The sequence below is a fragment of the Paenibacillus sp. GL_099_B genome (assembly GCF_057835695.1).
The window spans coordinates 1,377,299-1,403,206 of sequence record NZ_CM174430.1 but is presented as its reverse complement, the minus strand read 5'-3'; the positions used below and the strand labels follow the sequence as shown (position 1 = coordinate 1,403,206).

Here is a 25,908-nt window from a genome sequence, read left to right as displayed (position 1 = left end):
CATCACCTTGACAATATTATTTGTGGATCAATGTGGACATTCTTTAAGCATTTTCCCCATAGTACGCATTTCGGCTCTTGGGCACCTGTACATTGTTCAAGACAGCTCCAAGGATACGTGCATTCACATGTTCAAGATGGGCTTTTGCCTTTTTGACGAGATCCTTCTTCACCTTGCCCGCGCTCACGACAAGAATGACGCCATCACACAATGAACTAATAATTAAAGCGTCTGTAACTGCCAGAACAGGAGGTGTGTCAAATAAAATCACATCATATTCCTCCTTCAAATCTTCAAGTAAAGCTGTCATTTTACGAGATCCAATCATCTCTGAAGGATTAGGAGGTATTGGGCCGGAAGACAGGACATGCAGACCTTCCACTCCAGTTTCCCGAAGTACTTCCGTAACTGTATATTGACTGGATAACACACTGGTCAGCCCCACATGGTTGGGAACATTAAACATGCGATGTACCGCAGGTTTGCGAAGGTCCGTATCCATAAGGAGTACCTTTTTCCCTTCCTGTGCATAGGTAACTGCCAGATTGCCGATTGTAGTGGTCTTGCCTTCACCAGATAAGGCCGAAGCAATCATGATGGTTTGGATCTGACTATCAATCGATGAGAATTGGATATTGGTTCTCAACTTCCGATACGCCTCAGATGACGTAGACTTGGGATTAGCCATGGTTACAAGGCTCCCTTTTTCATTGGTTGACCGTGGCATACTGACCATCACCTACCTGTTTTTGAGATGTAGTTGACTGTTTGGAAAAACGCGCTTCCTCTTTTCTGATCTTAGAGATGACAGCTAGTGCAGGTATACCCAATTCTTTTTCCAATTCATCTTCCGTTTTCAAGGTATCGTCCAGATATTCCAATAGGAATACGAACCCTACAGACAGTAGAAGTCCCACAAGGAAACTGATTAGAATGTTTATAACAGGATTTACATTAATGGGTCTAGAGGAATCCGTAGGCTTGGCTTCACTCAGAATCGTTACGTTGTCCACTTTCATAATTACGGGGATTTGGGATTTAAACACTTTGGCAACGGCGTTCACTGTTTTCGCTGCTTTTTCAGAAGATAAACCGGTGGCGGTCAAACTCATAACCTGGGATTCGTTCGCGGTCGTTACCCGTATGCTCTGTGCTAGTTGATTCCCGCTCATATCTAGATCGGGATATGTAGCAGCAACTTTATCGAGAATTGCTGAAGATTTAATAATTTCGATATAGGAATTAATCACTTTAATATTGGTTTGAATTGAACTAATATCAAGGTTCGGAATACCTTGAGCGTTATATGCCTGGTTCACAATTAATTTGGCATTAGCCTCGTAAACAGGGACAGTCAAAAAATAATTTTTAACACCTGCCCCTATGCAAGCAACCGCAACAAAGGCAACAATAATCCAAATTCGTTTTCGTAAAATTTGCATATACTCTTTTAGCTCCATACTGTATTCCTCCCATTCAAGTCAGCAAATTATGATGAAGATTGTTTCCTCTTAGTTGGTTACCAGAACAACAATCTACGCTTCATAATTACGGGTTCTTCCGGTTCTATAATTTGATTGTTCCATACCGACCAAGCATTATTTTGCAAATTTTGAACCAGGTGACTTCCAAATCGGCGTTCAAGCAGGTGATATGCGGCTTTCATCGAAAATGTTCTACCTTCCATATTATGGGCATCTGATGAAATGAAATGAAATCCATTTTCTTTGCAAAAATGGAAACACCATTTCTGAACTTTTCGCCCGAAAAGTCCCATGACCGATTGAGCCGTAATTTGACATAGAGCACCTTGCCCAAGATATTCAACCAATAAATCGGGATTGTTCTGGATTGGACGATTTCGTTCGGGATGAGCAATAATAGGAATGATACCCGCCAACTTAAGTTCTTGGAGTATCCCGGGGAACTGCGAGGGGATATGACCAAAGGGCAATTCCAGCAACATGTAACGGCTCCCGGCGAGTGTGCAGCACTTTCCTGCGTATAAGTCTGCAATCAGGTTGTCATGCACCCTGATCTCCTGTCCGGGACGGATCTCCAAGCAAATGTTGCGTTTGCGAAGTTCTGCATGTAGCAGGTCCACTGCCTGATTGACCACGTTGGGTTGATTGTTGTACTGCCCGTTCAGGTGATGCGGAGTAGCAATGATCGAGGTAATTCCTGAGGCTGCCGCTTTCTCAGCCATCGCAATGGACTGTTCCATATGAACAGGGCCATCATCCAGACCGGATAAAATGTGGCAGTGCATTTCAACCATATCCAAACTTCCTCAATGTATGATCCCCCTCGCCCCTTTATTCATTGCGCAAATGCTTTTGGTGTTAAAGAACTAATGCATAACGCTATGAAATATAGTAAAATGGCGTTAAGTACATGCTTGTTCAGAATATGTTTAGAATGTGTTCAACTCATATGGTAAAATCAATGTAATGATAGGTTTCCTGCAAGTTAGGTTGTTCCGATGCCTTCTCATATTGAAACCGGGAAACCGTCGGAAACTGAACTTCTCGAATCATTGTATTTAACTGTCCCGTTATATATAGTGTCTGCTCTTGCTGAATATGCAAGCTTGAATGATACAATGTGAGCTCACCGAAGGGCTGTTTCCATTGCAACTTTGCGTGGAGTCGCACACATACATGGCTATCTTCTACATCCAAACCAATCAGCATCTCTGATGATATTGGCAAGTCCAGGTCGCTCAGGAAGGTGATCGCTCGTGTGTCCATACCAAGCAACAGAACGGGGCGTCTTTTGCGGTCTACCAATTTGCCATGAAACTCCTGAATGTACATATGGACATTTAATTTGAGATCCGCCCATTCCTGAATCATTGAATTCATGGCTTCATTCCTTTAGAATGGATTAGCTTGCAAGAGTTGCCTATACTCCTTCTCACAGGTATATTGGCTAGGCAACGTGGTCATACTTTAAAATATCCCAAATGATACATTTTGTAACTCCATACGTCCAATTTACGATACAATTTGTATCATGTCAAGCAGTATTTGGACATGGTTCTTTTGATTTACGACAATATGAGATGTCCTTAGACAGACCTATATACAACTAGGACTAATAAGGCGTTACGATGATGCAGGAAAGCTGCCCTGATCAAACACTTGGCTCAGGATTGTTCTAATATATATTTGATGGCGTTCAGGGGGAAATAGCATATGAGCTACGGAAATCGCATTGCTGAATTAAGGGAACAGCGGGGACTTACTCAAGAAGAACTTGCGAGCTCCATTCATATTACAAGAGCTGCTCTCTCCCACTACGAGAAAAACCGACGCAAACCGGATTTCGAAGTGTTAACGAGACTTGCTGACATCTTTGGCGTATCCATTGATTATCTCATTGGACGGACGAAACAAAGTGATGTCGTGATGGATGAGGACGTAAGGCAATTCGTGGACGCCCTTGAATTATCGGATAAGGAAGTGCTGGAACGCTTCGGCCTGATGATTGATGGCAAACCCTTAACAGAAGAAGAGGCACGTCGTTTTATTGCTTTTGTCCGCATGGAACGCAGTATGGATTAAACCGCAAAGAAGACCCAGTACCGAGAAATATCACTCTCCGGTTGCTGGGCTTTTTTTATGTCTTGATTTTCCTCCATCTATTCTATGCTTGTTAATGTGTTGTCAAGCGCGCTTGTTGTTGTCGGAGGATGCGAAATGGTTCCAACGCTCCGGGTCGATTCCACATTGCAGTAAAACTTTCATGATGTCCATCTGGGTTGCTTCGACTGGTTTACCTTTCGGCTTACGATCGCCCCTGTTTGGTTGCTTCATATTCATTCCGCTAACCTCTCTTATCTTTATACTTTCCCTACACTCCAAAACTAGCCTTATTATACTTGAGAAAGTTCCTCAATGTTGTCGTCTCATGGCGATAGCGTTTTTTGTGCGGGTTCTAATTTTGTCGAAAACCAAATAGGAGCTCTACAGCGCCTCATTGGCCGCCATAAAGCTCCTATTATTCTTAATACAACCCGTTCATGCACTCGAACAGGAATGTATTAACCTCCTGCACGTGCAAGTTCACGCATGTTGGCTTCAAAAGCAGCCAGCAAAGCAGCCTCTCCGGTCAGGCCCGTTGCCTGAATCCGTTCGATTTGCTCGGTCATTCGTTTGAAGTCCTTCGGAATAACCCGAACAAATTGATCTACAGATTGCTGCCAGTTATCCAGAATGCGCTGACCCGCCGCACTGCCTGTATTCGCAACGTGGCGTTGAATCATGCCCCGCAGATCTGCACTCTCAGAGACATCTTCTATACGCTCCAAAAGTACCATTTCCAGATTACAACGTTTCAGGAATGTGCCTTTTGGATCATAAACATAAGCAATACCGCCGGACATCCCGGCTGCAAAGTTACGACCTGTATCACCCAGAACGACGACACGTCCACCCGTCATGTACTCACAACCATGGTCACCTACACCTTCAACAACCACTTTGGCACCCGAGTTCCGTACAGCAAACCGCTCCCCGGCGATACCACGAATATAGGCTTCACCACTGGTTGCCCCATATAGAGCGGTGTTACCAATGATGATGTTATCTTCGGCATCAAATGTGGCTTTTGGTGAAGGCATGACGATCAGTTTACCTCCGGACAACCCTTTACCTACATAGTCATTGGAATCCCCTTCAACGGTCAATGTCATACCTTTAGGTACAAAGGCCCCAAAGCTTTGTCCAGCAGAGCCGACAAATTTGAATTGAACCGTATCTTCCGGCAATCCTGCAATTCCATATTTGCGCGTAATTTCGCTACCCAAAATGGTACCTACTGCACGGTTTACGTTGGTAATTGGAAGCACCGCTTCAACCGGTTGACCGGATTCAAGCGCAGGTTGTGCCAAAGGGAGCAACTGCTGCATATCCAGCGTTTCTTCCAATTGATGGTTTTGATGCTGTGTACGGTAACGTGCAGAGCCTTCCGGCATTTCAGGCACATGCAGTAATACGGACAGATCTACACCTTTTTTCTTCCAGTGGTCTACAGCCTCTACCGTTTCGAGGCAATCGGTACGACCCACCATTTCCTGAATCGTACGGAAGCCAAGATCTGCCATGATTTCACGCACATCTTCAGCAACAAAACGCATGAAGTTAACGACATGAGCAGGATCTCCCGTGTAATTTTTACGCAATTCAGGGTTTTGTGTCGCTACACCTACCGGACATGTATCCATCTGGCAGACACGCATCATGATACAGCCGAGTGCAACGAGTGGTGCGGTAGAGAATCCATACTCCTCAGCTCCTAGCAAAGCAGCGATAGCCAAGTCACGACCATTCAGCATTTTGCCGTCCGTTTCCAGAACAACACGGTCACGCAAATTGTTCAGCATCAACGTTTGATGTGTCTCTGCAAGCCCCAGCTCCCAAGGCATTCCCGCGTGGCGAATCGAGCCTTGCGGGGATGCACCTGTACCACCGTCATAACCGCTGACGAGGATAATATCGGCACGACCTTTGGCTACGCCAGCCGCGATCGTTCCAACGCCGACTTCGGATACCAATTTAACGTTAATCTCTGCACGTGGATTGGCATTTTTCAAGTCATAGATCAACTCAGCCAGATCCTCAATCGAGTAGATATCATGGTGCGGTGGCGGAGAGATCAGACCTACACCCGGTGTTGATCCACGAACCTCAGCAACCCAAGGGTATACCTTACGTCCAGGCAGCTGTCCACCTTCACCCGGTTTTGCTCCCTGTGCCATCTTGATCTGAATCTCGTCGGCATTGACCAGATAGTTGGATGTTACACCAAAACGTCCGGATGCCACCTGTTTGATCGCACTGCGACGAGAATCACCGTTACTATCTTTAATGAAGCGAGCCGGATCTTCCCCGCCTTCACCTGTATTGGATTTACCACCAACACGGTTCATCGCAATAGCGAGATCTTCGTGTGCCTCTTTGCTGATTGAACCGAAGGACATTGCCCCTGTTTTGAAACGGCGCATAATGTCTTCGACGGATTCTACTTCTTCCAAAGGAATCGCAGGACCGACTGGTTTCAGTCTCAGCATGGAGCGAATGGTCAGCAACTGATCATTTTCGCCTTGCACGAGTTTGGAATACTTTTTGTACAGTTTGTAATCGCCAGTACGTACTGCATGTTGCAGCGTATGGATCGTTTGCGGATTGAACAGATGCTCTTCTCCGTCGTTACGCCATTGGTATTCCCCGCCGGAATCCAGTACTTTGTCATTGCCATCTTTGTCCGTAAAGGCACGGTTGTGATGAGTCAATGCTTCGGCAGCCACTTCTTCCAGACCAATCCCGCCAATTCGCGAAGGTGTCCACGTAAAGTAACGATCAACGAAGTCTGATTTCAAACCCACCGCTTCGAAGATTTGAGCCCCGCGATAGGATTGAATCGTCGAAATTCCCATTTTGGACAATATTTTAATAACGCCCTTGGTAGCGGCTTTAATATAGTTCTTCACGGCTTTCTCATGTGAGATGCCACGCAGCAGCCCTTGCTGAATCATGTCATCCAGCGTTTCAAACGCCAGATAAGGGTTCACCGCACTTACGCCGTAACCAAGCAACAAGGCATAGTGATGAATATCACGCGGCTCTGCCGATTCCAGCAAAATGCTGACTTTGGTTCTGGTTCCTTTACGAATCAGGTGGTGATGCAAACCTGCTACAGCCAGCAATGCTGGAATAGCCGCATTCTCGGCGTCAACACCACGATCAGACAGGATCAAAATGTTATGACCTTTGTCAATGACACGGTCCGCAGCTTCGAAGAGCAGTTCCATCGCTTTGCGAAGTCCTTCTGCGCCCTCTTTTGCTGTAAAGAAGATCGGAATCGTCATGGAACGGAAGCCCGGACGACGGACGTGGCGAATCTTCGCAAAATCCTCATTAGAAAGTACCGGTGTATCCAAACGAATCTGACGACAGCTCTCTGGTTCAGGATTCAATAGGTTACGCTCAGGTCCGATCGTTGTTGCCGTAGAGGTTACAATCTCTTCACGAATCGCATCGATCGGTGGATTGGTAACTTGTGCAAACATCTGCTTAAAATAGTTATACAGACGCTGCGGACGATCCGACAGAACCGCCAGTGGTGCATCATAACCCATGGAGCCTGTAGCTTCCATACCTGTTGATGCCATTGGCTCCAACACTTTGCGCAATTCTTCAAATGTATATCCATACGCCAACTGAAGCTGGGTTACGTTATCATGTTTTGGATCAGGCAGTTCCGGTGCATCCGGCAGCTCATTCAGATCCATCAGATGCTCATCGAGCCAATCCTGATACGGATTCTCGGCCGCAATGAGAGCTTTCACTTCCTCATCCGCGATGATACGTCCTTGTTGTGTATCGACAAGCAGCATACGTCCAGGACGCAGACGATCTTTATAGAGAATTTCTTCAGGAGCGATATCAAGTACCCCTACCTCGGAGGACAAAATAATACGGTCGTCTTTCGTTACATAGTAACGTGCAGGACGCAGACCATTACGGTCAAGAGTTGCACCAATCTGCAAACCGTCGGTAAAGGCCATAGCTGCAGGTCCGTCCCACGGCTCCATCATCGTGCTATGGTATTCATAGAATGCCTTTTTGGCAGGGTCCATTCCCTCATCTGTACTCCAAGGCTCAGGAACCATCATCATGGCCACGTGTGGCAATGAACGGCCGCTCAAATACAGGAACTCCAGCGTGTTATCAAACATCGCTGTATCCGAACCATCCGGATTGATAACCGGTTTTACTTTCGAAATGTCATTACCGAACAATTCGCTCTCAAACAGCGACTGCCGGGCATGCATCCAGTTTACGTTACCACGCATCGTATTGATCTCACCGTTGTGGATCATGAAGCGATACGGGTGGGCACGTTCCCAGCTTGGGAATGTATTCGTACTGAAACGGGAGTGAACAAGCGCAATCGCTGATTCCACGAGATCTTCCTGAAGATCCAGATAGAACTGTCCCACCTGTTCCGTTGTTAGCATGCCTTTGTATACGATTTTGCGACAGGACAAGCTTGGCAGGTAGAATGAACCACCCTCTGCTTCATCCGCCGAATAACGAATAGCAAGCTCCGCACGTCTGCGAATGACGTACAATTTCCGTTCAAATCCCAATTCATCCTTAACTTCTGCCGATCTTCCAATGAACACCTGACGTACATAAGGCTTCGCTGCAAGCGCAGAACGTCCAAGCATCTCATCAAACGTAGGCACATCCCGGAAACCGAGGAATGTCTGGCCTTCTTCTTCAATGATCTTCTTAAGGCTCTCTTCATGCGCGCTTCGAATGACAGGGTCTTGTGAAAGGAACAACATTCCTACGCCATAGAACCCCTGTTCAGGCAATGCAAAACCAAGACGGTCCGCTTCCTGCGCAAAATAGCGATGTGGAATCTGGATCAAGATACCGGCTCCGTCACCGGAATTCGGCTCACTGCCCTGCCCTCCGCGGTGTTCCATGTTACTGAGCATGGTCAGTGCCTGGCTAACGATGTCGTGTGAAGGTACTCCTTTGATGTTGGCAACAAAACCCATTCCGCATGCGTCTTTTTCGAACTGTGGGTCGTACAGACCCTGTTTAGGAGGTAATCCGATGTGTCTCATGGAACGCAACCTTTCTATAATGAAGTATTTCGGAAAGATCAAGAACATAGGCAACAAGCAACATTGAAACGGGAGGAGCGGGCATTTTCAATATGAATAATCGCCTGCTAGATGAACGAGGGCGACAGCAATAAGGGCTGTCAATCTTATAAGTGCTGCTATTGCGGCAGAGGCTATCCATGAGATGAGCTGATCCGGATCATCCGGCAAACAGCTTGGTATAACAACACGCAACCGCTGGCACGGCCGCTGATATGGAGCGACGTTTTTTGATATAGTTCTATTATTTTAACACCGAGCTAACATCAGCGCAATTTAAACTTTTTAATACCTCTGATAAGAAATGTTTTGCAGTACAGCTTTAGTGTGATGACGCTAAAATTCATCTCTTTTTCGAATAATTATACACATTTTATGTCAGAGTACAACTAATTTTAATTGCTGACAAAAGAAAATCATTCCATATGTGGCCTGCGTTTAACCATAGTCGGGCCAATTTCTCATGCCATGCTCCAGCGAATATCTTCATCCTTATGCATTTGTATACAAAAAGAGTCTGCAACCCATTTTCGGGTCGCAGACTCTTTGCACTATTTGACTACTATATTGCATAATTTTGATACTTGAGTTCAAAGTTTATTTTCACTATTCTGTCCTATTCCGGTTCAATTCGGCTTATGCCGTCACAACTTGACCGGATTCAGCCACTTCGACTTCTTTTTTGCGACGTCTGCCGTTCCAAAGGAAGAAAGCCAAGGTCAGCAGCACAGATATACCTGCATAGATTGCCAGAATACCGACCTGATGCCACATCACATCGAAATTGCCACTGGATACAACTGCTTTGAAGCCCATGATGCTGTGCGTCATTGGCAACCAAGGGCTAAATGCCTGAAGCCACGACGGAATCAGCTCTACCGGGAATGTTCCCGCACTTGCTGCAAGTTGGAAGACCAATAACAGGATGACAACATAACGTCCTGGCAAGTCAAGCCAAGTTACGAGGGCCTGAACAATAAACATAAAGGTCAGTCCCGTAAAGATTGTGAACAGATAGAATAGCGGAACGCTGTGCGTTTCCAGTCCAAGACCGTACAGCATGAAGCTTGCCACGATCACGGATTGAATAATGCTCACAAAGCCAAATACAAGTGTTCGGCTGACAAAACGGTTCCAACCCGTTGCGCCCGGTACAGAAGTTTCCCGCATTTTCAAAACAATCGTTGAAATCAGCGATCCAACAAACAAACCAATGGACAGGAAGAACGGCGTCAACCCTGTACCGTAATTGCTCACGTTTTCTGTTGTGTTCTCGGATGTCTTCACAGGTTCAGCGAACATATTCACCACATCGTCCGTTTTCTTGACTTCTGATGTTTTCTGAGCCGCATCATTCAGCTTGGTAGCCAGTTCGCTTGAGCCGTCTTTCAGCTCAGTTAAACCGTCTGCCAGCTTGCCTGCACCATCACCGAGTTGTTTGGAGCCGTCCGTGAGTGAACTCACGCCACCGCTCAGTTTACCTACACCCGTTTGCAGGGCTGTAGTTCCGGAGCCCAGTTGCTTGGCTCCATCTGCTAGCAACGTACCACCACTTGCAGCTTCGCCCAGCTTGCCGCTAAACTGCTTCAGGCCATCGGAGAGCTTCGCTCCGCCCTGGCTAAGCTGCCCAGCGCCCGCCAGCAATTGCTGTTGGCCATCTAGCAACTGGTTCGCACCCGTCAGTAGCTGCTCTTGGCCTCCGTGAAGCTCGGACGCACCTGCTGCCAGTTGCTGATTGCCCTGGTGCAACTGATCTGCACCCTGCGCGAGCTTCTGTTCGCTCTCATGCAGTTGCTTACTGCCTTCGGCGACTGCTGCGCTGGCTGCCAGCAGCTTCTGTACGTCCTCACTGGCTGCCAGTTCAGGGTTGGATGCAGCTAGCTGCTTCAACCCGTCGGCCACGCCCTGAGCACCGTCAGCAACCTTGCTGCTGCCGTCTACTGCCGATTGCAGGCCAGTAGCCAAAGTGCCGCTGCCTTGCACTGCACTTTGCAGACCCTCGGACAGCTTCGCACTGCCTTGCTCAGACGATTGCAAACCCGCTTGCAGCTTGCCTGCTCCGTCCACGGAAGACTTCAGTCCAGTTTCCAGCTTGGCACTGCCGTCCTTCAACTGGTTTGCACCGCTTTGAAGCTGGCTTGTTGCCGCCGCTTGAAGTTGCTGCAAACCGGATACCAGATTCGATGTTCCACTTTCAAGTTTGGTTGCACCTGTGTGAAGTGCATTGACACCATCACTTAGTGGAGACAAGCCATCCTGAAGTTCCAATGTTCCGGATGCCAGCTTCGCCAGATTATCCTTGAGCTTCACAGCCCCATCATCCAGCTTGCCTGCGCCGGTATTCAAGTCTCCCGCACCGTCGCCAGCTTCAGCCAATCCGTCCGATACTTCGGAAAACTTGTCGAGCAGGGTCTCCGCATAGGATTCCGTTACTTTGGCCGAAACCTTAGCTTTCAGATCCTTGATAGCCGTCTTGCCAATCTGCGCACCCACGAAGCTGTAATTGCCGTTCGGTTCGTAGATTAGATCAGCCGGTTCTGGCTTGTCATCAAGCAACGTTGTTGCCTGGGATGAAAAGTTTTCCGGGATTGTAATTTGCATATAATACTTGTCGTTTTCCATGCCTTCTTTAGCTTGGCTGGCACTGACAAAGTCCCATTTAAAATCTGCATTCTTCTTTAGTTCATCAACGAGGTCACTACCGACATGCAATGATTTGCCTTCCAGCTCTGCACCTTTATCAAGGTTAACAACCGCAACCGGCATTTCATCGACATGACCATATGGGTCCCAGTAGGCAGCCAAATAGATACCGCTATATAGAATCGGAATAAACAAAATTGCAATAACGGGGATCAACACCTTCGGGTTTCTCACGGCCGATCCCACATCCTTGAAAAACACGGATAAAGATTTCATGTCATTTTCTCCCCTTGTTCTCTCTGCTCTCAAAGCAGAATAACCATAATGAAATTAATTTGATGCGTTCCGGAAAATTTACCGAAACACGAAGTGACTACTTTCCTCAAACGGTCACTTTAGAGCAAAAAAACAAACCTGTCTCTCGACAAGCCTCACTGTCTGCATACGTATGACTAACCCATATTATAGTAGAATAAATTCGGGTTACGTTGCAGCAGCAATTCCTTCCATTAAGAAAAGGCGAAAGTAATTCTTGATTTCCTCTTTGCTCAGCGGCTCGTGTTGCTTGCTCCAATCTGAGGTAAGGGCAATGTACAAACGAATCATCATAAAAGCTACTACCTGTGGATCACAATCACGAATCTCTCCATTGTCTCTTGCCTTCTCAAGCTCCCGTGCCAGAAAATCGGAGATGACTTTCTCGACTTTCTCCAAACCTTCCTTGGCCTGAAGAGTTCCAAAATCCTTAAGCTCCTGGGACAATTTAACCAGCAAATCGTGATCACGGCGAAACTCCAGCAATGAATCAAGCACACGAAACAGATTATCAAAAAAAGCACTTTCCTGATGAACTTCACGATGAGCAATGTTCTTCATTTCCTGGATTACTTCCACCAAAATCTGATCAAACAATTGTTCCTTATTCGTAAAGAACGTGTAGATCGTTCCCTTGCCAACATTCGCAATCTTCGCTACCTGATCCATCGTGGTTGCCTTGTATCCAAACATGGCAAAAGACTGCGCGGCTGCATGAATGACCTGCTGTCTCCTGTCAATCGGAGCCATCATATCCCTCCTCGTTTTCGTTGATCGTCCTCATTAAATGACCAGAAATACAATTCGGTCATTCGGTCAAAAACAAGATTACCACTCTCACCATCAGATTGCAACCCTAACATTAAAAATTTGTGTTAATTTTTTTTAACCGAAATGCAGTGGAAACTGCTTCTATCGTCGTCTATAGTGTATGATGACTCCAATAACACGGATAAAGACGAAGTTTCGATGTATCAGAACATTAACTATAGTGTAAATATGTAACGAATGAACATGATTTTCCGCTTCGCTGTATATTCATGTAATAATGCAACGTGCGGTATGACTGTGAATGTTAAATTTAAATTGATGAATAAAGGTGAACTCATGCGAAAACCAAGAGTGCTCTTGTTATCCGAAGGTTTCGGCACCGGTCACACCCAGGCCGCCCATGCGCTCGCAAGCGGCATTAAGAAAGTCAGTCCACATGTGCATAGTCGGGTCATTGAGCTCGGCAAATTTTTAAACCCAACAATGGCTCCACTTATTCTGTCCGCATACCGCAAAACACTAACCGTTCAGCCCAAGCTGGTCAGTCTGCTGTATCGGACGCAATATAACAAATCACTAAACGGATTTACCAAACTGGCCTTGCACCGGATTTTCTATACACAGACGGCTCAAGTCGTATCCCAATTGAAACCCGATGCCGTGATCTGTACCCATCCATTTCCGAATGCGGTCATCTCACGACTGAAACGTCAGGGACTTAATATTCCACTATATACGCTCGTCACAGACTACGACGTACATGCAACGTGGATTAATCCCGAGGTCAACAAATATTTGGTATCCACGCCACAAGTAAAGGCTCTGCTTGAGATCAGGGGTGTTGAGCCCTCTCGCATCCAAATCACAGGTATTCCTGTACATCCTGACTTCTGGGAAGCAGGAGACAAAGTGAGCCTCAGACAGGAAATGGGGCTTCAGAACATGCCCACTGCTCTGCTGATGGGTGGCGGATGGGGACTTTCCTTTGATGAAGAGCATATGAAAGCCCTCGCGTCATGGGCGGATCGTGTACAGCTGCTGTTCTGTCTGGGAAGCAATGAGAAAATGATTGCCAAGTTGAAGGAAATGTCCTGCTTCCAGCATCCGAATATACGCATTCTCGGGTATACCCGCGAGGTCAGCAAACTGATGGACGTATCCGATGTGCTCATTACGAAACCAGGTGGCATGACTTGTACGGAAGCATTGGCTAAAGGCTTGCCGATGTTATTCGTACCTCCATTGCCGGGACAGGAAGAAGAAAACTGTGAATATTTTGTACAAGCCGGATACGGCCAGGTCATTCACTCTGCTGACGTTATTGCCAATCGCTTCAGGCATTTATGTGAGCAGATCTATGCACCACGTGAAGCTGAAAGCCAGCTGAAATCAGTCCACAAACCAGAGAGCAGAAACACCTATGATCCAACGTGTTGTGCCCAGGCTGTTCATGATTTATTGTTCCCGGCTACAGCGGAAGTCACATCCGCACCTAAGGAGCGCTTCACAGCCGGAATTGGGGCAACTTCGCTGTCAGGTACCCGAATCCCATTTTAGCAGCTCTATGACCCCTTCTAGTCGTCCTAGTAGGACGTTTCATCTCTTAAAGACATGCATAAAGAAGGTTCCCCTCCATTAATCCGGAAGGGAACCTTCTTTTATTTCGTTCATATCTCCGTATGATTTGCTGCAAAAAAGGGTAATTTAAATAACAAACTCTCATCACAGTTAAATTGAAAACGACGAAATAAAACTGCATTACAGGGCTTTTCAAGGTCTATGTAGCGAATACATAGTTAACTACCCTGCCTGTTTGCAGAATTTACAGGTCAATTACTTGTAAAAAGTATGATGCCCGATCGTTTTTACTTTTTTCTGGGAGCGAGCCACTGTCAGATCATCCGCAAGCGTCAATGACAAGAAATAATACGTATCATCGGCGACTTCCTTTTTCCCATTCAACGCTGCATTAACTGCCTTGATACTGTCCTCATTAGGAGTAACACGTTTCAAGCGCCCGTTCGCTACAGGACTGAATTGAGATTTCTGGTAGATTACTTTGTAAATGGTATCGGGAAAATTGGCTGACCGCAGCCGGTTTAAGACAACATTGGCAACTGCCACTTTGCCTTCGTACGGTTCACCTTCCGCCTCTGCCATGACGATTTTTTGCAGCAGAAGCAGCTCTTTATCGGACACACTGTATGACCAGGTTGCAAGTTTCGAGTCTTCCTGGTTCAGGAGTTTGGTCCGTGTAAAGTAAAGTTTTTGGGGGGGAGTCGTAATTGCAGCTACCGCTTTGGCATGCTCGATCTTGGCCAATTTCAGAGCAGCTTCTTTCTTCGCTTTGGCTGCTGCTGCAGCTCGGGCCGCATGTTTAGCCTTGGCTTCTTTCTGTTCCTGCTCTTCCTGGGCAGCTGTTAGCCAGTTCTTGGCCGGGAGCGAATTGGTCCAGTTATCAGTCTGAATAGACGCATCAGAAGATAGACTTGTCCCGTCTTCCATCATTCGCCTGTCTCCGCTAAAAGAATTTTCGCTATTTTCTGCAGATGCCGCAAGTTCGGTCATCTGTTTGCTATCACTTGCCTCATTCCATTTTCCAGTCGCCTGAACGACGTTAGCCCCCACTATACATACAAGCAGCACAGATAACATCGGTGCCACCCAACGATTCTTGCTTATAATATCCATTCGAAGATTCCTCCTGTCGAAACAATTCCCTAATCTAAGTAACCACAAAAAAAGAATTTGAATAACGATGGCTAATATTACATAGGGAATAACGTAATGTCAATGTGATTTTATGTCATAACAATGAGTTTCAGGAAAAAGAAAACGTATCCACGACCTCATACATCGGCGCCTGACCTGGCTGTGTCACATAAAGCACAAAATCTTGGATCATCCATGAATTAACACCCAAAGAATGTTCAGGAAGCACTCCAAATATTCCTTTATCCTCATTTCCTGGAACTTGTCCCAGAAATTTTCTCGCAATGGTAATGTGCGGAGAATAAGGTCTTAATTCAGCCTCGTATCCAAGAGATGAAGTAGCTTCCACGATTCGTTTTTGCAGCAGATTCAGTTGGTCTTTTTCTCCTTCAACGCCTCTCCACAACACTTTGGGCGCTTCTTCCAGACCGAACGTTCCCCATCCGGATAATTGTAGCTCAAAAGGCTGGAATCCTACACTTGCCGAGCGCAAGGTTTTTCGAAGTTGCCCAATGTCACTAACAAGTGTATCCCCCAAAAATTGCAATGTAATATGATAATCCCGATGATCCGTCCATTTGCGAAAGTCAAGCTTTCCTTGCACCAATTCGGCAGACATGCGAAGTGATTGTTGAATATGAGCCGGCACCCGAAGTGCAGTAAATAATCTTTCCCGTCGAGATGGAAGGTCCGTATATGAATACTTATTCATGGTATACACCTCTTCTAAAGTTCGTTTTATTATTTCACAGTCGTCTCTATGGTTTCAAGTTGGTTAATTATAGAGTGACACAATTTCTGGGATTTGCACATGAGGCTGCATTCCTGCCTTTTACGCACATCGCCTTCTTTTCTGCTACACTAAAAGCACAACATATTTAAATTCAGGAGGCCACTAACTATGGGTAAAATTGTATGTTTTCCATCCTTGTCGACGAAGCAGCAACAACGTATTCTGGATGCAGCACCAGGTTATACACTTACGGTTAGCAAAGCTAAGGAGATTGATACATCGGAGTTAAAAGAAGCCGAAATTATCGTAGGTTGGTCTCCTCTGGTAACCGAACATACACTGAAAGAAAACAGTCCTCTGAAGTGGGTTCAGGTCTGGTCCGCAGGTGTGGACAACCTTCCTTTCTCAGATTTGGAACAAAAAAGCATATCGGTAACCAGTGCTAATGGCGTACATGCCATTCCCATTACCGAAATTATTCTGGGTATGATGTTGTCCCACAGCCGCTGGCTCAGACAAGCGATGCTGCACCAGCAGCAGGCGGAGTGGAAATCACCAGGCAATCCACTTCCCGAATTGCATGGCAAAACAGCGGTTATCGTCGGCGTCGGAGAGATTGGATCAGAAACTGCGCGCATTCTCAAAGCACTGGGCATGAACGTCATTGGGGTTCGGCGCTCCGGAAAAGACGTTCCAAATGTAGACCAAATGTACAATATGTCCGGCCTACATGAAGCACTGGGGCAAGGCGATTACGTTATCAATATTTTGCCACTCACAGATGAAACCCATCATATCTATAATCAGACTGCATTTGAGCATTTCAAATCCGGTTCCTGTTTCGTCAATGTTGGACGTGGTCCAAGCGTGAATACGGAAGCTCTGCTGGGTGCACTGGATAGTGGACAGGTTGCCTTTGCTGCACTTGACGTATTCGAGGAGGAGCCGCTCCCTGCCGATCATCCACTGTGGGGTAAGGAGAACGTCCTGATTACGCCGCACATTGCAGGCAGTACAGAGCAATACACCGAGCGGGCACTTGATATTTTTGTTCAAAATTTGGAAGCATATATCGCCGGAAAAACCCTTCCTCTCAATCTGGTAAATTATAGTCATAAATACTAAAAATTCTATATGGTCCTATGTGAAATTGTACAAATTCATGTAAGGTAGTTTCCCTACGAAAATCAAAAACCTCCATACCGGAAAATGGATTTTTTCCGGTATGGAGGTTTTTTCTGTTATTTTCAGCGCAGTCGTTTTAAGTGCATAGCCAAATGTGACGTATAAACGTGCCTTTGCTCACCGTTCGATACTGATCGATGTTCCATCCGGCATCCAGAATGTGCCCCTCCACCCATTCGGTGGAAACGATAACTGCCCGTCCTGCAATTCTCTTCAAACTGGTCAACATAGCAAGTTGTTCCACATCCGGAAGAATAGAACAGAGATTATATGGCATGTCCAGAATGGCTGCATCGTAGAAACCTTCCAGATCATTCATATCCCCGAGGGTAATTCTGGCTGGATCATACCCATAATGAGGAAGATTAATACGCGCACCCTGTACTGCCAAAGGGTTCAAATCATTTCCTTTGACCTCAATTCCCATCGACAATGCCTCAATTACAACGGTTCCCATTCCGCAGCATGGATCGAGCAACTGATGCCCCTCCACTTGCGGAATAGCAATATTGACTAACGCTCTGGCTAACGTAACACCAAGGCCTGTGGAGTAATTTTGCGGCTTCTGATGATGGGTTTGCCACGAGCGATCGGCTTCTGTCCATTGACCGAAGAGCCATTTTCCATTCACATGCATTAGTCCAAAAGTCACGTCAGGCTGTTTCATCATAGCTTTGCCTTGAATGCACATGCCCAGCTCTTTTTCCAGCAGACGGGAATGCGCATAATCCGGCATGTCATCGCCCTCTTTCAAGCAGACAACCTTGAACGTTTCACCAGATGACAGATCGATTTGTGAAGCGGTAGGTTTCAGACCAGCCACTGTATCCGCTTGGGTCATTACATCCAGTCTGCCCCGGACAAACGGACTTCTACCCGGTGGAATGCATATATTGGAGCGAACATAGGCGTGATCTCCTGAACCAATATCTGTGCCAGGAACAAGCATGGTTCCCAATTCCATTTCACATAGGGCACGTTCATTCTCATGGCAAGCGAAGGTATATACGTAACTTCCGACAACTGAATCTTTGCTGTTTGTAGAGCTCAACATGGTAGCCGTCCTTCATGTTTCTTCTATTATAAGAAGAGGTTTATATTTTTAATTTTTCAATGGAAGCAAGCAGATCTTCGGACAGGTCTTTCAAGGTTTGAATATTGCCGCTAATCGTTTCCATTGAACTCACCTGTTCTTCGGCCGACGCTGACACTTCCTCTACACTGGCCGCGGATTCCTCTGATACTGCCGAAATTTGTTGACTGAAATTATGCATGCGCCCGCTCGCTTCCTGCATACCTTCCAGACCATCCGTCATTGTGCCAATGACCTGGACCATACCCTCTACCGACTCACTAATGGTACGGAACAGATTGCCGGAATTACGTACTTGCTGCTGCCCGCGCTCTGTCTCCAGTACACCTGTTCGTAATTCCTCAACAACCCCCTGGGAATCCTTCTGAATATCCCCCGTGATGACGGTAATCTCTTCCACAGAAGTCCGAACAGCTTCAGACAATTTCCGCACTTCTGCTGCAACGACTGCAAATCCGCGTCCACTCTCTCCTGCACGAGCAGCTTCGATGGAAGCATTCAATGCGAGCAGGTTGGTCTGGCGCGCAATGTCATGAATGACTTGAACCAACTGCGATATGTCTTCGTTTTTGCGGTCCAGCTGTTCCATCTTGTTCATGGAAGACGAAACTGCTCCAGCAATCTGCTGCATCTGATTCACGGATTGCTCCATGGACTCGCGACCGGTCCGTCCTTGTTTCAGAATGAGGTCTGACATCAGCCGAAGCTGATTCCCCTGCTCCGAATGTTGCTGAATATTTGCGTTCAACCCCTCGACGGTACGGGCGGATTCAACAGCCGTTTCCGCCTGACTCTCTGCCGCTTTTGCCGACTCTTCCATCGTTATAGCAATTTGGCGACTGCCGATCTTAACCTCTTCAGAGGAAATGGCCAATTCGCTGCTTTGGCGGTTGACGGCTTCAGCGATTCGTCTGACATTCAGTACCATGGAGGTCAGATTACCTTTCATGTCATTCACGGCTTTGGCAAGAACACCAACTTCGTCTTCATGTTTGGTATGTATGTCCTGGACATTTAATTGACCTTCCGCAATCAGTTTCACGGCACTAATCACCCGAAGCAGCGGTTTAACAACTTGTGAACGGATGATTGGAATCGCAATTGCTGTAATGATAATCATCACCAGTACACCAACAACAATAATCATTCGGCCATCCTGTACGGATCGAATCGTCTGCGCAGCAGAGATGCTGGACTGTTCCTGATTGTATTCCACCAGATAATCCAGATCGACTTGCATGGCATCGAAGGAATCGGCCCCTTTTTCGGACACTTCCTTGGCCAATTGTTCCTGGCCTTCATCACTCAGCTTAATGGATTGTGTGTTTATCTTGAGGTACGCTGCCCACTTCGTTTTGAATGCATCCCAATGTTCCTTTTCTTCCGTTGTCTTTTCCTGTTGATCGTATATTTTAATTGCCTGGGCCGTTTCACGAATATACTTGGTACGTTCTTCAGCGAGGCTCGCTTTGTCCCCAGCCTGTGCATTATAATGGCGATAACTCAATGACAAAATATGTTCTGTCGTATAGTTCAAACGGTTAATCTGTTGGAGTGAGGGCATCCAGTTATTAGTGATCTCATTCGTGTTTCTTTCCATCGAGTTCATTCGTGTAACAATCGTGACACTAAGAAGAATTAAACAGAGGATTAATAGATAGAACGCGATGCTGATACGCAGACCGATACTCTTGATCTTGAATCTGCTGAACATATGATTTCCCCCTTGTGCCCATCTTCGGCCACTTCCGTATTTAGGTGCTTTTGTCGTTGTTTTACCCTTCTTTTGGCATCTTGCAAAATACTCTTTTCTATATTATATCTATAGCAAAAGAGACGTAAAGTATTATAACATTCTTTTGTTTTAGTCATGCTTTATTTTGTAAAATCTTGTGATTATTTCACATCACCTGTTGAACGGAATCGAATGATGTAAAATTCAGACTAAAATGAAGCAAAAAAGAGCTGCAGCATACGGCGGATATCCGATCTGCAGCTCTTTTGATTCGACTCCATGCAGATGGCGGGTATGGAACCAGCCATTCTTTGTATCTAACAGCCGCCCCTTATGCGTTCGACAGTAGCTTGTAAGAGGCCAACCTTCGCTCGTAATCCGGCCCAGTTGTCACCACAAGCAGCCGATCCGTATCCAGCCTTTGGCACACCTGCTGCAACTGATTCCAGACCTGTGCAGGTGTACCGGCATAATGCCGTTGTACTTCATTCTCATTTGCATCTGTACCGTTGTTGGCGCTGGTACTTGTGCTGATATTGTCAGACTGCGTTGAAATCTCTTTCTTACTGGCTCTGCGTCTTTCCGCCATTTCGTGGCTCCAAGACAACGCCTCTTCCTTTGTCTCCGCACACAGCACACTGACAGCAACCATAACCTCCGGCTCTTTCCTATTGGCGCTGGGGATAAAGCCCTCCCGATAACGCCGCACAGCCTCCGTACCATCCGCATCACTCATGAATTGTCCGAATACATACCCCATACCGAAACGGGCGGCAAACTCAGCACTCTTCACGTTGGTACCCAGCATCCATATGGATAATGGAAGCTCCGGAATCGGGCGGGCCGTCACCGGATGTTCTTCATAGGTATAACGATCTTCCAGTAGTTCGGTCAGTGCCGCGAGCGACTCAGGCAACTTGGACACATGTTGCAAGTAATTGCCACTCAAGGCCATCGTTGCATGTGGGCCGCCCCCAGGAGCACGACCCAAGCCTAACTCAATGCGCCCCGGGTAGAGCGCCGCCAATAGTCGAAACGACTCCGCTACCTTAAGCGGGCTATAGTGAGGTAACAGTACGGCACCGGATCCAAGCCGGATCGTATTCGTTCGCGCGCCAATATGGGCAAGCAACACTTCCGGTGATGCTGATGCAAGTTCGTCCATGTCATGGTGCTCAGACGTCCAGTACCTTGAATAGCCCCAATCTTCAGCATGCTGCGCAAGTGTAACGGATTGTTGAAGCGCCTGTTCTGCTGTAGCGCCGTTCAACCTTGGAACAAGGTCAAGTACGCCCAGATTGTATTTTTCGCTGATGTTCACACCCAAGCGTCTCATCTCCCTTCGTCTCGCTTATCTCTAGTCCAGATCGTAGATGGAACCGACCTTAAGACCGTAAAGTTCATTGTAGATTTTCTCGGCAAAAGCATCCGTCATCCCGGCAATATAATCGATCACCATATGCTCCCAAGTCCAGATCGGATTCGCCTTCGCCTGATCCTTCTCATAGCGTTGCAGCCAATCGGACGGAATAATGGATTTGGACGTTTCCGGATCAAGGAACGCATCCCACAGACGCTTAATCATCCATTCACTGCGCTTTTGCAACCTCTGCACACGCAGGTCACGAATCATGGTCACCCAGGCAAAGCTCTTAAGCACACTTACTGTACGCAGCATATCGAGGTCCTCCGCGCCTTCACGGACAAACGTCACCTTTTTCCAGTCTCCGTTATCAATAACCCCCAGGCTAGCAACAAAAAGGCTGACCCAGTAAGCCTTGACCTCACGGCGGGTACGTGAGTAATCATGCTCGCAGAACGGCATTTTTTCATTCCAGATGCGCAGGAACGAAGCGAGGACTTCTTCGACTTTTTTGCCAATCGCTTCTCTTGTCCATCCGTTCCAGAACAGATCCTCCAGTGTGGTGATCTTATCCACAATCAGTCGATTGATATACGGATCTTGCAGGAAATGCTCGTGTACTTCGATTTTGCCTGCCTTGATGCCATCTTCCAGATCATGCGCAGAGTATGCGATATCGTCGCAGAGGTCCATCAATTGTGCTTCAAGCGTCTTTTTGCCAGCTGGAATGTTCCAACGATTGCGAATTTCGTGGATATACTGCCATTCATGATGATACATGCCTTTCTTGCTCTCCGTGCCAGGATACGGGTACTTGTTGATGCCGAGCAGCACCGCATCGGACAGGTTCAGCCCATCGATATCCTCCCGTTTTTCCAGAAACATAATGAGACGGAAGTTATGCGCGTTGCCTTCAAAATGCTCATATCTCCGCTTCAGCTCTGCACGAATCTCCGGTTCCGGTTGCGGTGATTTGGCCCCGCGGCTCTTCTTCATGATTTTCTTGACCTCTGTGTTGATGAGATCATCGAGGATGCCATCCAGCACTTCTTCACCTTTATGTCCAAAGGGAGGGTGACCGAAGTCATGCGCAATCGCGGCACACTCCACCACTTCCGAATCAATAATCAATCCAGGGTTGTCCGCTTGACTCCAGTCTACCTCCGGAAACCGACGAAGCAGGCTCCGTGCCGCTTCCCGTGCAATCTGCGCTACCTCCAGGGAGTGGGTCAATCGTGTGCGATAATAATCGCCCGTTCCTGCACCAAACACCTGCGATTTGCCTTGCAACCGACGAAAGGTCGGTGAATGTATCAGTCTGGAATAGTCGCGCTCATAGGCTGCACGAGCCCCATCCAGTTTTGTTAGTTCAGGGTATTGTCTATGTTCTCTCAGATCGTTCCATTGCATGTTGATCACTCCTAGCCGACTGTCTCTATTTTGAGTGATTATACACATATTCTGCAGTTTCGAAAAGCAAAACCTGTCTGCGATTGTCATCTCTTCTCACATCAACTTGTGATGCACAGTCGTCTTCTTTTATTATACCCCGCCAGACTATCATTCGTGCACCTAAATGATAATGATATAAAATGAAATCACAATTTACATTACATCACTCCGCAGACAGAAACCAAATAAGTACTCGCTGTGCAAAGTGGCCGTTCCGGTTACGGATCGTTCTTTCGATCGCTGTTGTCTCCAGGTTTTCTGAATTCCCTTTTCAAAGGGGAAAACCCGGTGACAAAGGCGACCGCTGCGCTTCTTCAGAATCGATTCCGTCCCCTCCACTACTTTCGCTGCCCATAAATACAATAATGGTATTCACCATTTTCTCGCAAAAAAATAGTGAAGATCAAGTTCAAATTATAAAAATATCATATGAAATTTGATGATATGATAGTCTGTCTTCCTCATCCCCTCCCTGTATGGGTAAGGAGGTGAAAATAAAAAAAACCGACAGGACGGAAATGTCCTGTCGGGGTGGAGATTATGGGTTACACCATAACTTTGCAGATATCGTTGGTGAACTCTACCGGGTCTTGAATTGGCAGTCCTTCGATCAGCAATGCTTGATGGTACAGCAGGCTTGTGTAAAGGCTCAGCTTTTCTTTATCCTGAGCGAATGCGTCTTTCAGGGATTTGAAGACATCGTGATTTACGTTGATCTCCAGCACTTTATCGGCCTGTACATTTTCGCTGTTCGGCATAGCTTTCAGGATTTTCTCCATCTCAATCGTCAGCTCACCTTCAGTGGACAAACATACCGGGTGGCTTCTCAGGCGTTTGGAAGCTTTAACAGCTTTTACTTTGCCGCCGAGCTGCGCTTGCATCGCTTCGAACAACTCTTTGTTGTCGTTGTCCTGTGCGTCTGTTTCTTCTTTGTCTGCACTGTCCTCGATGCCCAGGTCACCGCTGGAGATGGATTTGAATTCTTTCTCTTTATAATTCGTGATCATCTTAATTGCAAACTCATCGATGTCGTCGGTGAAGTACAAGACTTCATAACCTTTGTCGAGTACACCCTCGATCTGTGGTAGCTTCTCAATCCGTTCAATGGATTCACCAGATGCGTAGTAGATGTACTTCTGATCTTCAGGCATTCTGGAAACATACTCGTCCAAGCTAACCAGTTTCTTCTCTTTGGAAGAAGAGAACAAGAGCAGATCCTGTAGGGTGTCCTTGTTCACGCCATAGTCGCTGTATACGCCATACTTCAGCTGACGACCAAACGCTTGGTAGAACTTCTCGTAGTTCTCACGCTCGTCCTTGAGCAGGCTTTGCAGCTGGCTCTTGATCTTGTTCTTGATGTTCTTCGCGATCAGGCTGAGCTGACGATCGTGTTGCAGCATTTCACGGGAGATGTTCAGGGACAGATCTTCCGAATCCACCATACCTTTGACAAATCCAAAGTAATCTGGCAGCAAATCACCGCATTTGTCCATGATCAATACACCGTTAGAGTACAGTTCAAGCCCTTTTTCATACTCTTTTGTATAATAATCAAACGGTGTGTTCTCCGGGATAAACAGGATCGCATTATATACCACTGCGCCATCCGCGCTGATGTGCAGATGTTTGAGCGGTTTGTCAAAACCGTAGCGTTTTTCCATATAGAAGTTAGTATAGTCTTCTTCGGTCAATTCGCTTTTATTTTTGCGCCAGATCGGCACCATGCTGTTCACGGTTTGCTCTTCTTTGTATTCTTCGAATTCGTTCTCCGTACCCTCTTTCGGACGCTGACCTGTCACATCCATCTTGATCGGGTAGCGAATGAAGTCGGAGTATTTCTTGACGATGGATCTCAGGCGGTACTCTTCCAAGAATTCGTCATACGAATCTTCTTCGGTATTTTGCTTAATGGTCAGGACGATTTCCGTACCCACGGAGTCTTTCTCGGCTGGAGAGATCGTGTACCCGTCTGCGCCTTCGGATTCCCATTTCCATACTTCGTCGCTGCCCAGCGTTTTACTCGTTACAGTCAGCTTGTCCGCCACCATGAACGCAGAGTAGAAACCAACCCCGAATTGTCCGATGATGTTGTGGCCGTCTTTAGCTTCATTCTCTTTCTTGAACGCCAGTGAGCCGCTCTTCGCGATAACCCCCAGATTGTTCTCCAGCTCTTCTTGGGTCATCCCGATTCCTGTATCAGTGAGCGTAAGCGTACGGTTCTCTTTGTCGATGGTGAGCTTGATGTAGTAGTCCTCTTTGTTGAAGACGAGCGTGTCGTCAGTCAGTGCTTTGTAATATATTTTGTCAATGGCGTCACTGGAGTTGGAGATCAGTTCTCTCAAAAAGATTTCTCTTTGGGTGTAAATGGAGTTGATCATCATATCCAGCAAGCGTTTGGATTCAGCCTGGAATTCTTTTTTAGCCATGAATGGGTGTCTCCTTTCAAATTGGATATAGAATGATGATTAGATTGAATATAGAAAGTAAACCTTTGAATTGTACATACATAACGTAGCAATGCTAGAAAAGCCTTCAATCGCTTTTAACCCCAGATTTTTCTGATTTCATATTCAGGGCTCAACACTAATACAAGTAATTGATGTTCTTCTGGTGACCGTTCCGGTTACGGATCGTTCTTTCGATCGCTGTTGTCTCCAAATTTTCTTGAACTATTCTGAAATGGTTAGAAATTCGGAGACAAAGGCGAACGCTACCGCTTCTACAGAATCGATTCCGTCCCCTTCACTACTGAAGCTGTTTCGCCAAATACTTGATAATGCTAAGACATCTTTAAAGCGGAAAAATCCGGTGAGACAAACTACGATTCCCAAAATCTTTTCTAGCCTCTTCACTCTCATGTACTATTCAAGTTTAACTTTATCCATATTCAAAATCACAATCATTCCATATGTAGTCGTTTAATGTAAATTCATTTGTTAGCACTCTGATGATCGGAGTGCTAAACCCTTTCCTTTTATATAACATATGGGAAAATTGGGTGTCAATACGAAGGCGGTTATTTTAACAAAATGATCGAATAACACTTCAAGTTTTGCACATCTCTAACCATTTTAGCTCAATACATCATGCAACACAAAAGCCGCCTCGAACAAAAGTTCGAACCGGCCTGGTGTCAGATTGTAATGAGTATGGAATCATTGGCAAGCCACACGCTAACAAACCTTACCGACGTTAATTGGCCTTTTTAGGATGATTTCGTAAC

18 protein-coding genes are annotated in these 25,908 nt (G+C 46.4%); 3 read left to right on the top strand and 15 right to left on the bottom strand.

The genetic code is table 11. The features are described from left to right. Positions 1-43: 43 nt before the first annotated feature. The 4 genes from AC3ITG_RS06320 to AC3ITG_RS06305 form a co-directional block, all read right to left on the bottom strand. A complete protein-coding gene (locus AC3ITG_RS06320; RefSeq protein ID WP_413376047.1) occupies positions 44-727 on the bottom strand; it encodes a CpsD/CapB family tyrosine-protein kinase in 684 nt (227 codons plus the stop codon). Next, positions 708-1,460 (bottom strand): YveK family protein, encoded by a 753-nt coding sequence (locus AC3ITG_RS06315; protein WP_489253180.1) that lies wholly within the window; start codon positions 1,458-1,460, stop codon positions 708-710. The genes AC3ITG_RS06320 and AC3ITG_RS06315 overlap by 20 nt, the downstream gene beginning before the upstream one ends. Positions 1,461-1,519: 59 nt before the next feature. Then, positions 1,520-2,278, bottom strand: coding sequence for a tyrosine-protein phosphatase (locus tag AC3ITG_RS06310; RefSeq protein WP_489253179.1), 759 nt, complete (start codon positions 2,276-2,278; stop codon positions 1,520-1,522). A gap of 151 nt (positions 2,279-2,429) precedes the next feature. After that, a complete protein-coding gene (locus tag AC3ITG_RS06305; protein ID WP_413376041.1) occupies positions 2,430-2,864 on the bottom strand; it encodes a hypothetical protein in 435 nt (144 codons plus the stop codon). Between the two features lie 333 nt (positions 2,865-3,197). Here AC3ITG_RS06305 and AC3ITG_RS06300 point away from each other — a divergent pair, with 333 nt between their 5' ends. Next, the gene (locus AC3ITG_RS06300; protein ID WP_113051794.1) at positions 3,198-3,566 is read left to right on the top strand and encodes a helix-turn-helix domain-containing protein; all 369 of its coding nucleotides are present in this window, start codon (positions 3,198-3,200) and stop codon (positions 3,564-3,566) included. Between the two features lie 102 nt (positions 3,567-3,668). Here AC3ITG_RS06300 and AC3ITG_RS06295 read toward each other — a convergent pair whose 3' ends face one another. The 4 genes from AC3ITG_RS06295 to AC3ITG_RS06280 all read right to left on the bottom strand — a co-directional run bounded on the left by AC3ITG_RS06295 (position 3,669) and on the right by AC3ITG_RS06280 (position 12,391). After that, a complete protein-coding gene (locus tag AC3ITG_RS06295; RefSeq protein ID WP_160319736.1) occupies positions 3,669-3,824 on the bottom strand; it encodes a hypothetical protein in 156 nt (51 codons plus the stop codon). 221 nt (positions 3,825-4,045) lie between these two features. Further along, complete coding sequence (gltB, locus tag AC3ITG_RS06290) at positions 4,046-8,644, bottom strand: glutamate synthase large subunit (RefSeq protein WP_489253178.1); 4,599 nt, start codon at positions 8,642-8,644, stop codon at positions 4,046-4,048. Between the two features lie 675 nt (positions 8,645-9,319). Beyond that, positions 9,320-11,602 (bottom strand): YhgE/Pip family protein, encoded by a 2,283-nt coding sequence (locus AC3ITG_RS06285; RefSeq protein WP_489253177.1) that lies wholly within the window; start codon positions 11,600-11,602, stop codon positions 9,320-9,322. A gap of 207 nt (positions 11,603-11,809) precedes the next feature. After that, positions 11,810-12,391 carry a TetR/AcrR family transcriptional regulator gene (locus tag AC3ITG_RS06280; RefSeq protein ID WP_090894209.1) on the bottom strand — a complete coding sequence of 194 codons (582 nt, stop codon included), beginning with the start codon at positions 12,389-12,391 and terminating at the stop codon, positions 11,810-11,812. Between the two features lie 357 nt (positions 12,392-12,748). Here AC3ITG_RS06280 and AC3ITG_RS06275 point away from each other — a divergent pair, with 357 nt between their 5' ends. Further along, positions 12,749-13,969 carry an MGDG synthase family glycosyltransferase gene (locus AC3ITG_RS06275; RefSeq protein ID WP_413376034.1) on the top strand — a complete coding sequence of 407 codons (1,221 nt, stop codon included), beginning with the start codon at positions 12,749-12,751 and terminating at the stop codon, positions 13,967-13,969. Positions 13,970-14,245: 276 nt separating this feature from the next. On the opposite strand, the gene AC3ITG_RS06270 is transcribed toward AC3ITG_RS06275, so the two are convergent. Next, positions 14,246-15,103 carry a cell wall hydrolase gene (locus AC3ITG_RS06270; protein ID WP_489253176.1) on the bottom strand — a complete coding sequence of 286 codons (858 nt, stop codon included), beginning with the start codon at positions 15,101-15,103 and terminating at the stop codon, positions 14,246-14,248. Positions 15,104-15,233: 130 nt separating this feature from the next. Further along, a complete protein-coding gene (gene thpR / locus AC3ITG_RS06265) occupies positions 15,234-15,836 on the bottom strand; it encodes an RNA 2',3'-cyclic phosphodiesterase (protein ID WP_489253175.1) in 603 nt (200 codons plus the stop codon). A gap of 189 nt (positions 15,837-16,025) precedes the next feature. Between thpR and AC3ITG_RS06260 the strand changes: the two genes are divergently transcribed. Continuing rightward, positions 16,026-16,982 carry a D-2-hydroxyacid dehydrogenase gene (locus AC3ITG_RS06260; RefSeq protein ID WP_489253174.1) on the top strand — a complete coding sequence of 319 codons (957 nt, stop codon included), beginning with the start codon at positions 16,026-16,028 and terminating at the stop codon, positions 16,980-16,982. A 136-nt stretch (positions 16,983-17,118) separates the two neighbouring features. Here the strand turns inward: AC3ITG_RS06260 and AC3ITG_RS06255 are convergent, their stop codons facing one another. The 5 genes from AC3ITG_RS06255 to htpG all read right to left on the bottom strand — a co-directional run bounded on the left by AC3ITG_RS06255 (position 17,119) and on the right by htpG (position 25,111). Beyond that, positions 17,119-18,096: a TRM11 family SAM-dependent methyltransferase gene (locus AC3ITG_RS06255; protein WP_489253173.1), complete on the bottom strand. Its 978-nt coding sequence runs from the start codon at positions 18,094-18,096 to the stop codon at positions 17,119-17,121. Positions 18,097-18,136: 40 nt separating this feature from the next. Beyond that, entirely contained in the window at positions 18,137-19,849 is a 1,713-nt protein-coding gene (locus tag AC3ITG_RS06250; protein ID WP_489253172.1) for a methyl-accepting chemotaxis protein, read from the bottom strand. 352 nt (positions 19,850-20,201) lie between these two features. Continuing rightward, positions 20,202-21,206 (bottom strand): LLM class flavin-dependent oxidoreductase, encoded by a 1,005-nt coding sequence (locus AC3ITG_RS06245; RefSeq protein ID WP_489253171.1) that lies wholly within the window; start codon positions 21,204-21,206, stop codon positions 20,202-20,204. Between the two features lie 21 nt (positions 21,207-21,227). Beyond that, the gene (locus tag AC3ITG_RS06240) at positions 21,228-22,643 is read right to left on the bottom strand and encodes a deoxyguanosinetriphosphate triphosphohydrolase family protein (protein WP_489253170.1); all 1,416 of its coding nucleotides are present in this window, start codon (positions 22,641-22,643) and stop codon (positions 21,228-21,230) included. 587 nt (positions 22,644-23,230) lie between these two features. After that, positions 23,231-25,111, bottom strand: a complete 1,881-nt coding sequence (htpG, locus tag AC3ITG_RS06235; RefSeq protein WP_489253169.1) for a molecular chaperone HtpG — start codon at positions 25,109-25,111, stop codon at positions 23,231-23,233. Positions 25,112-25,908: the final 797 nt, after the last annotated feature.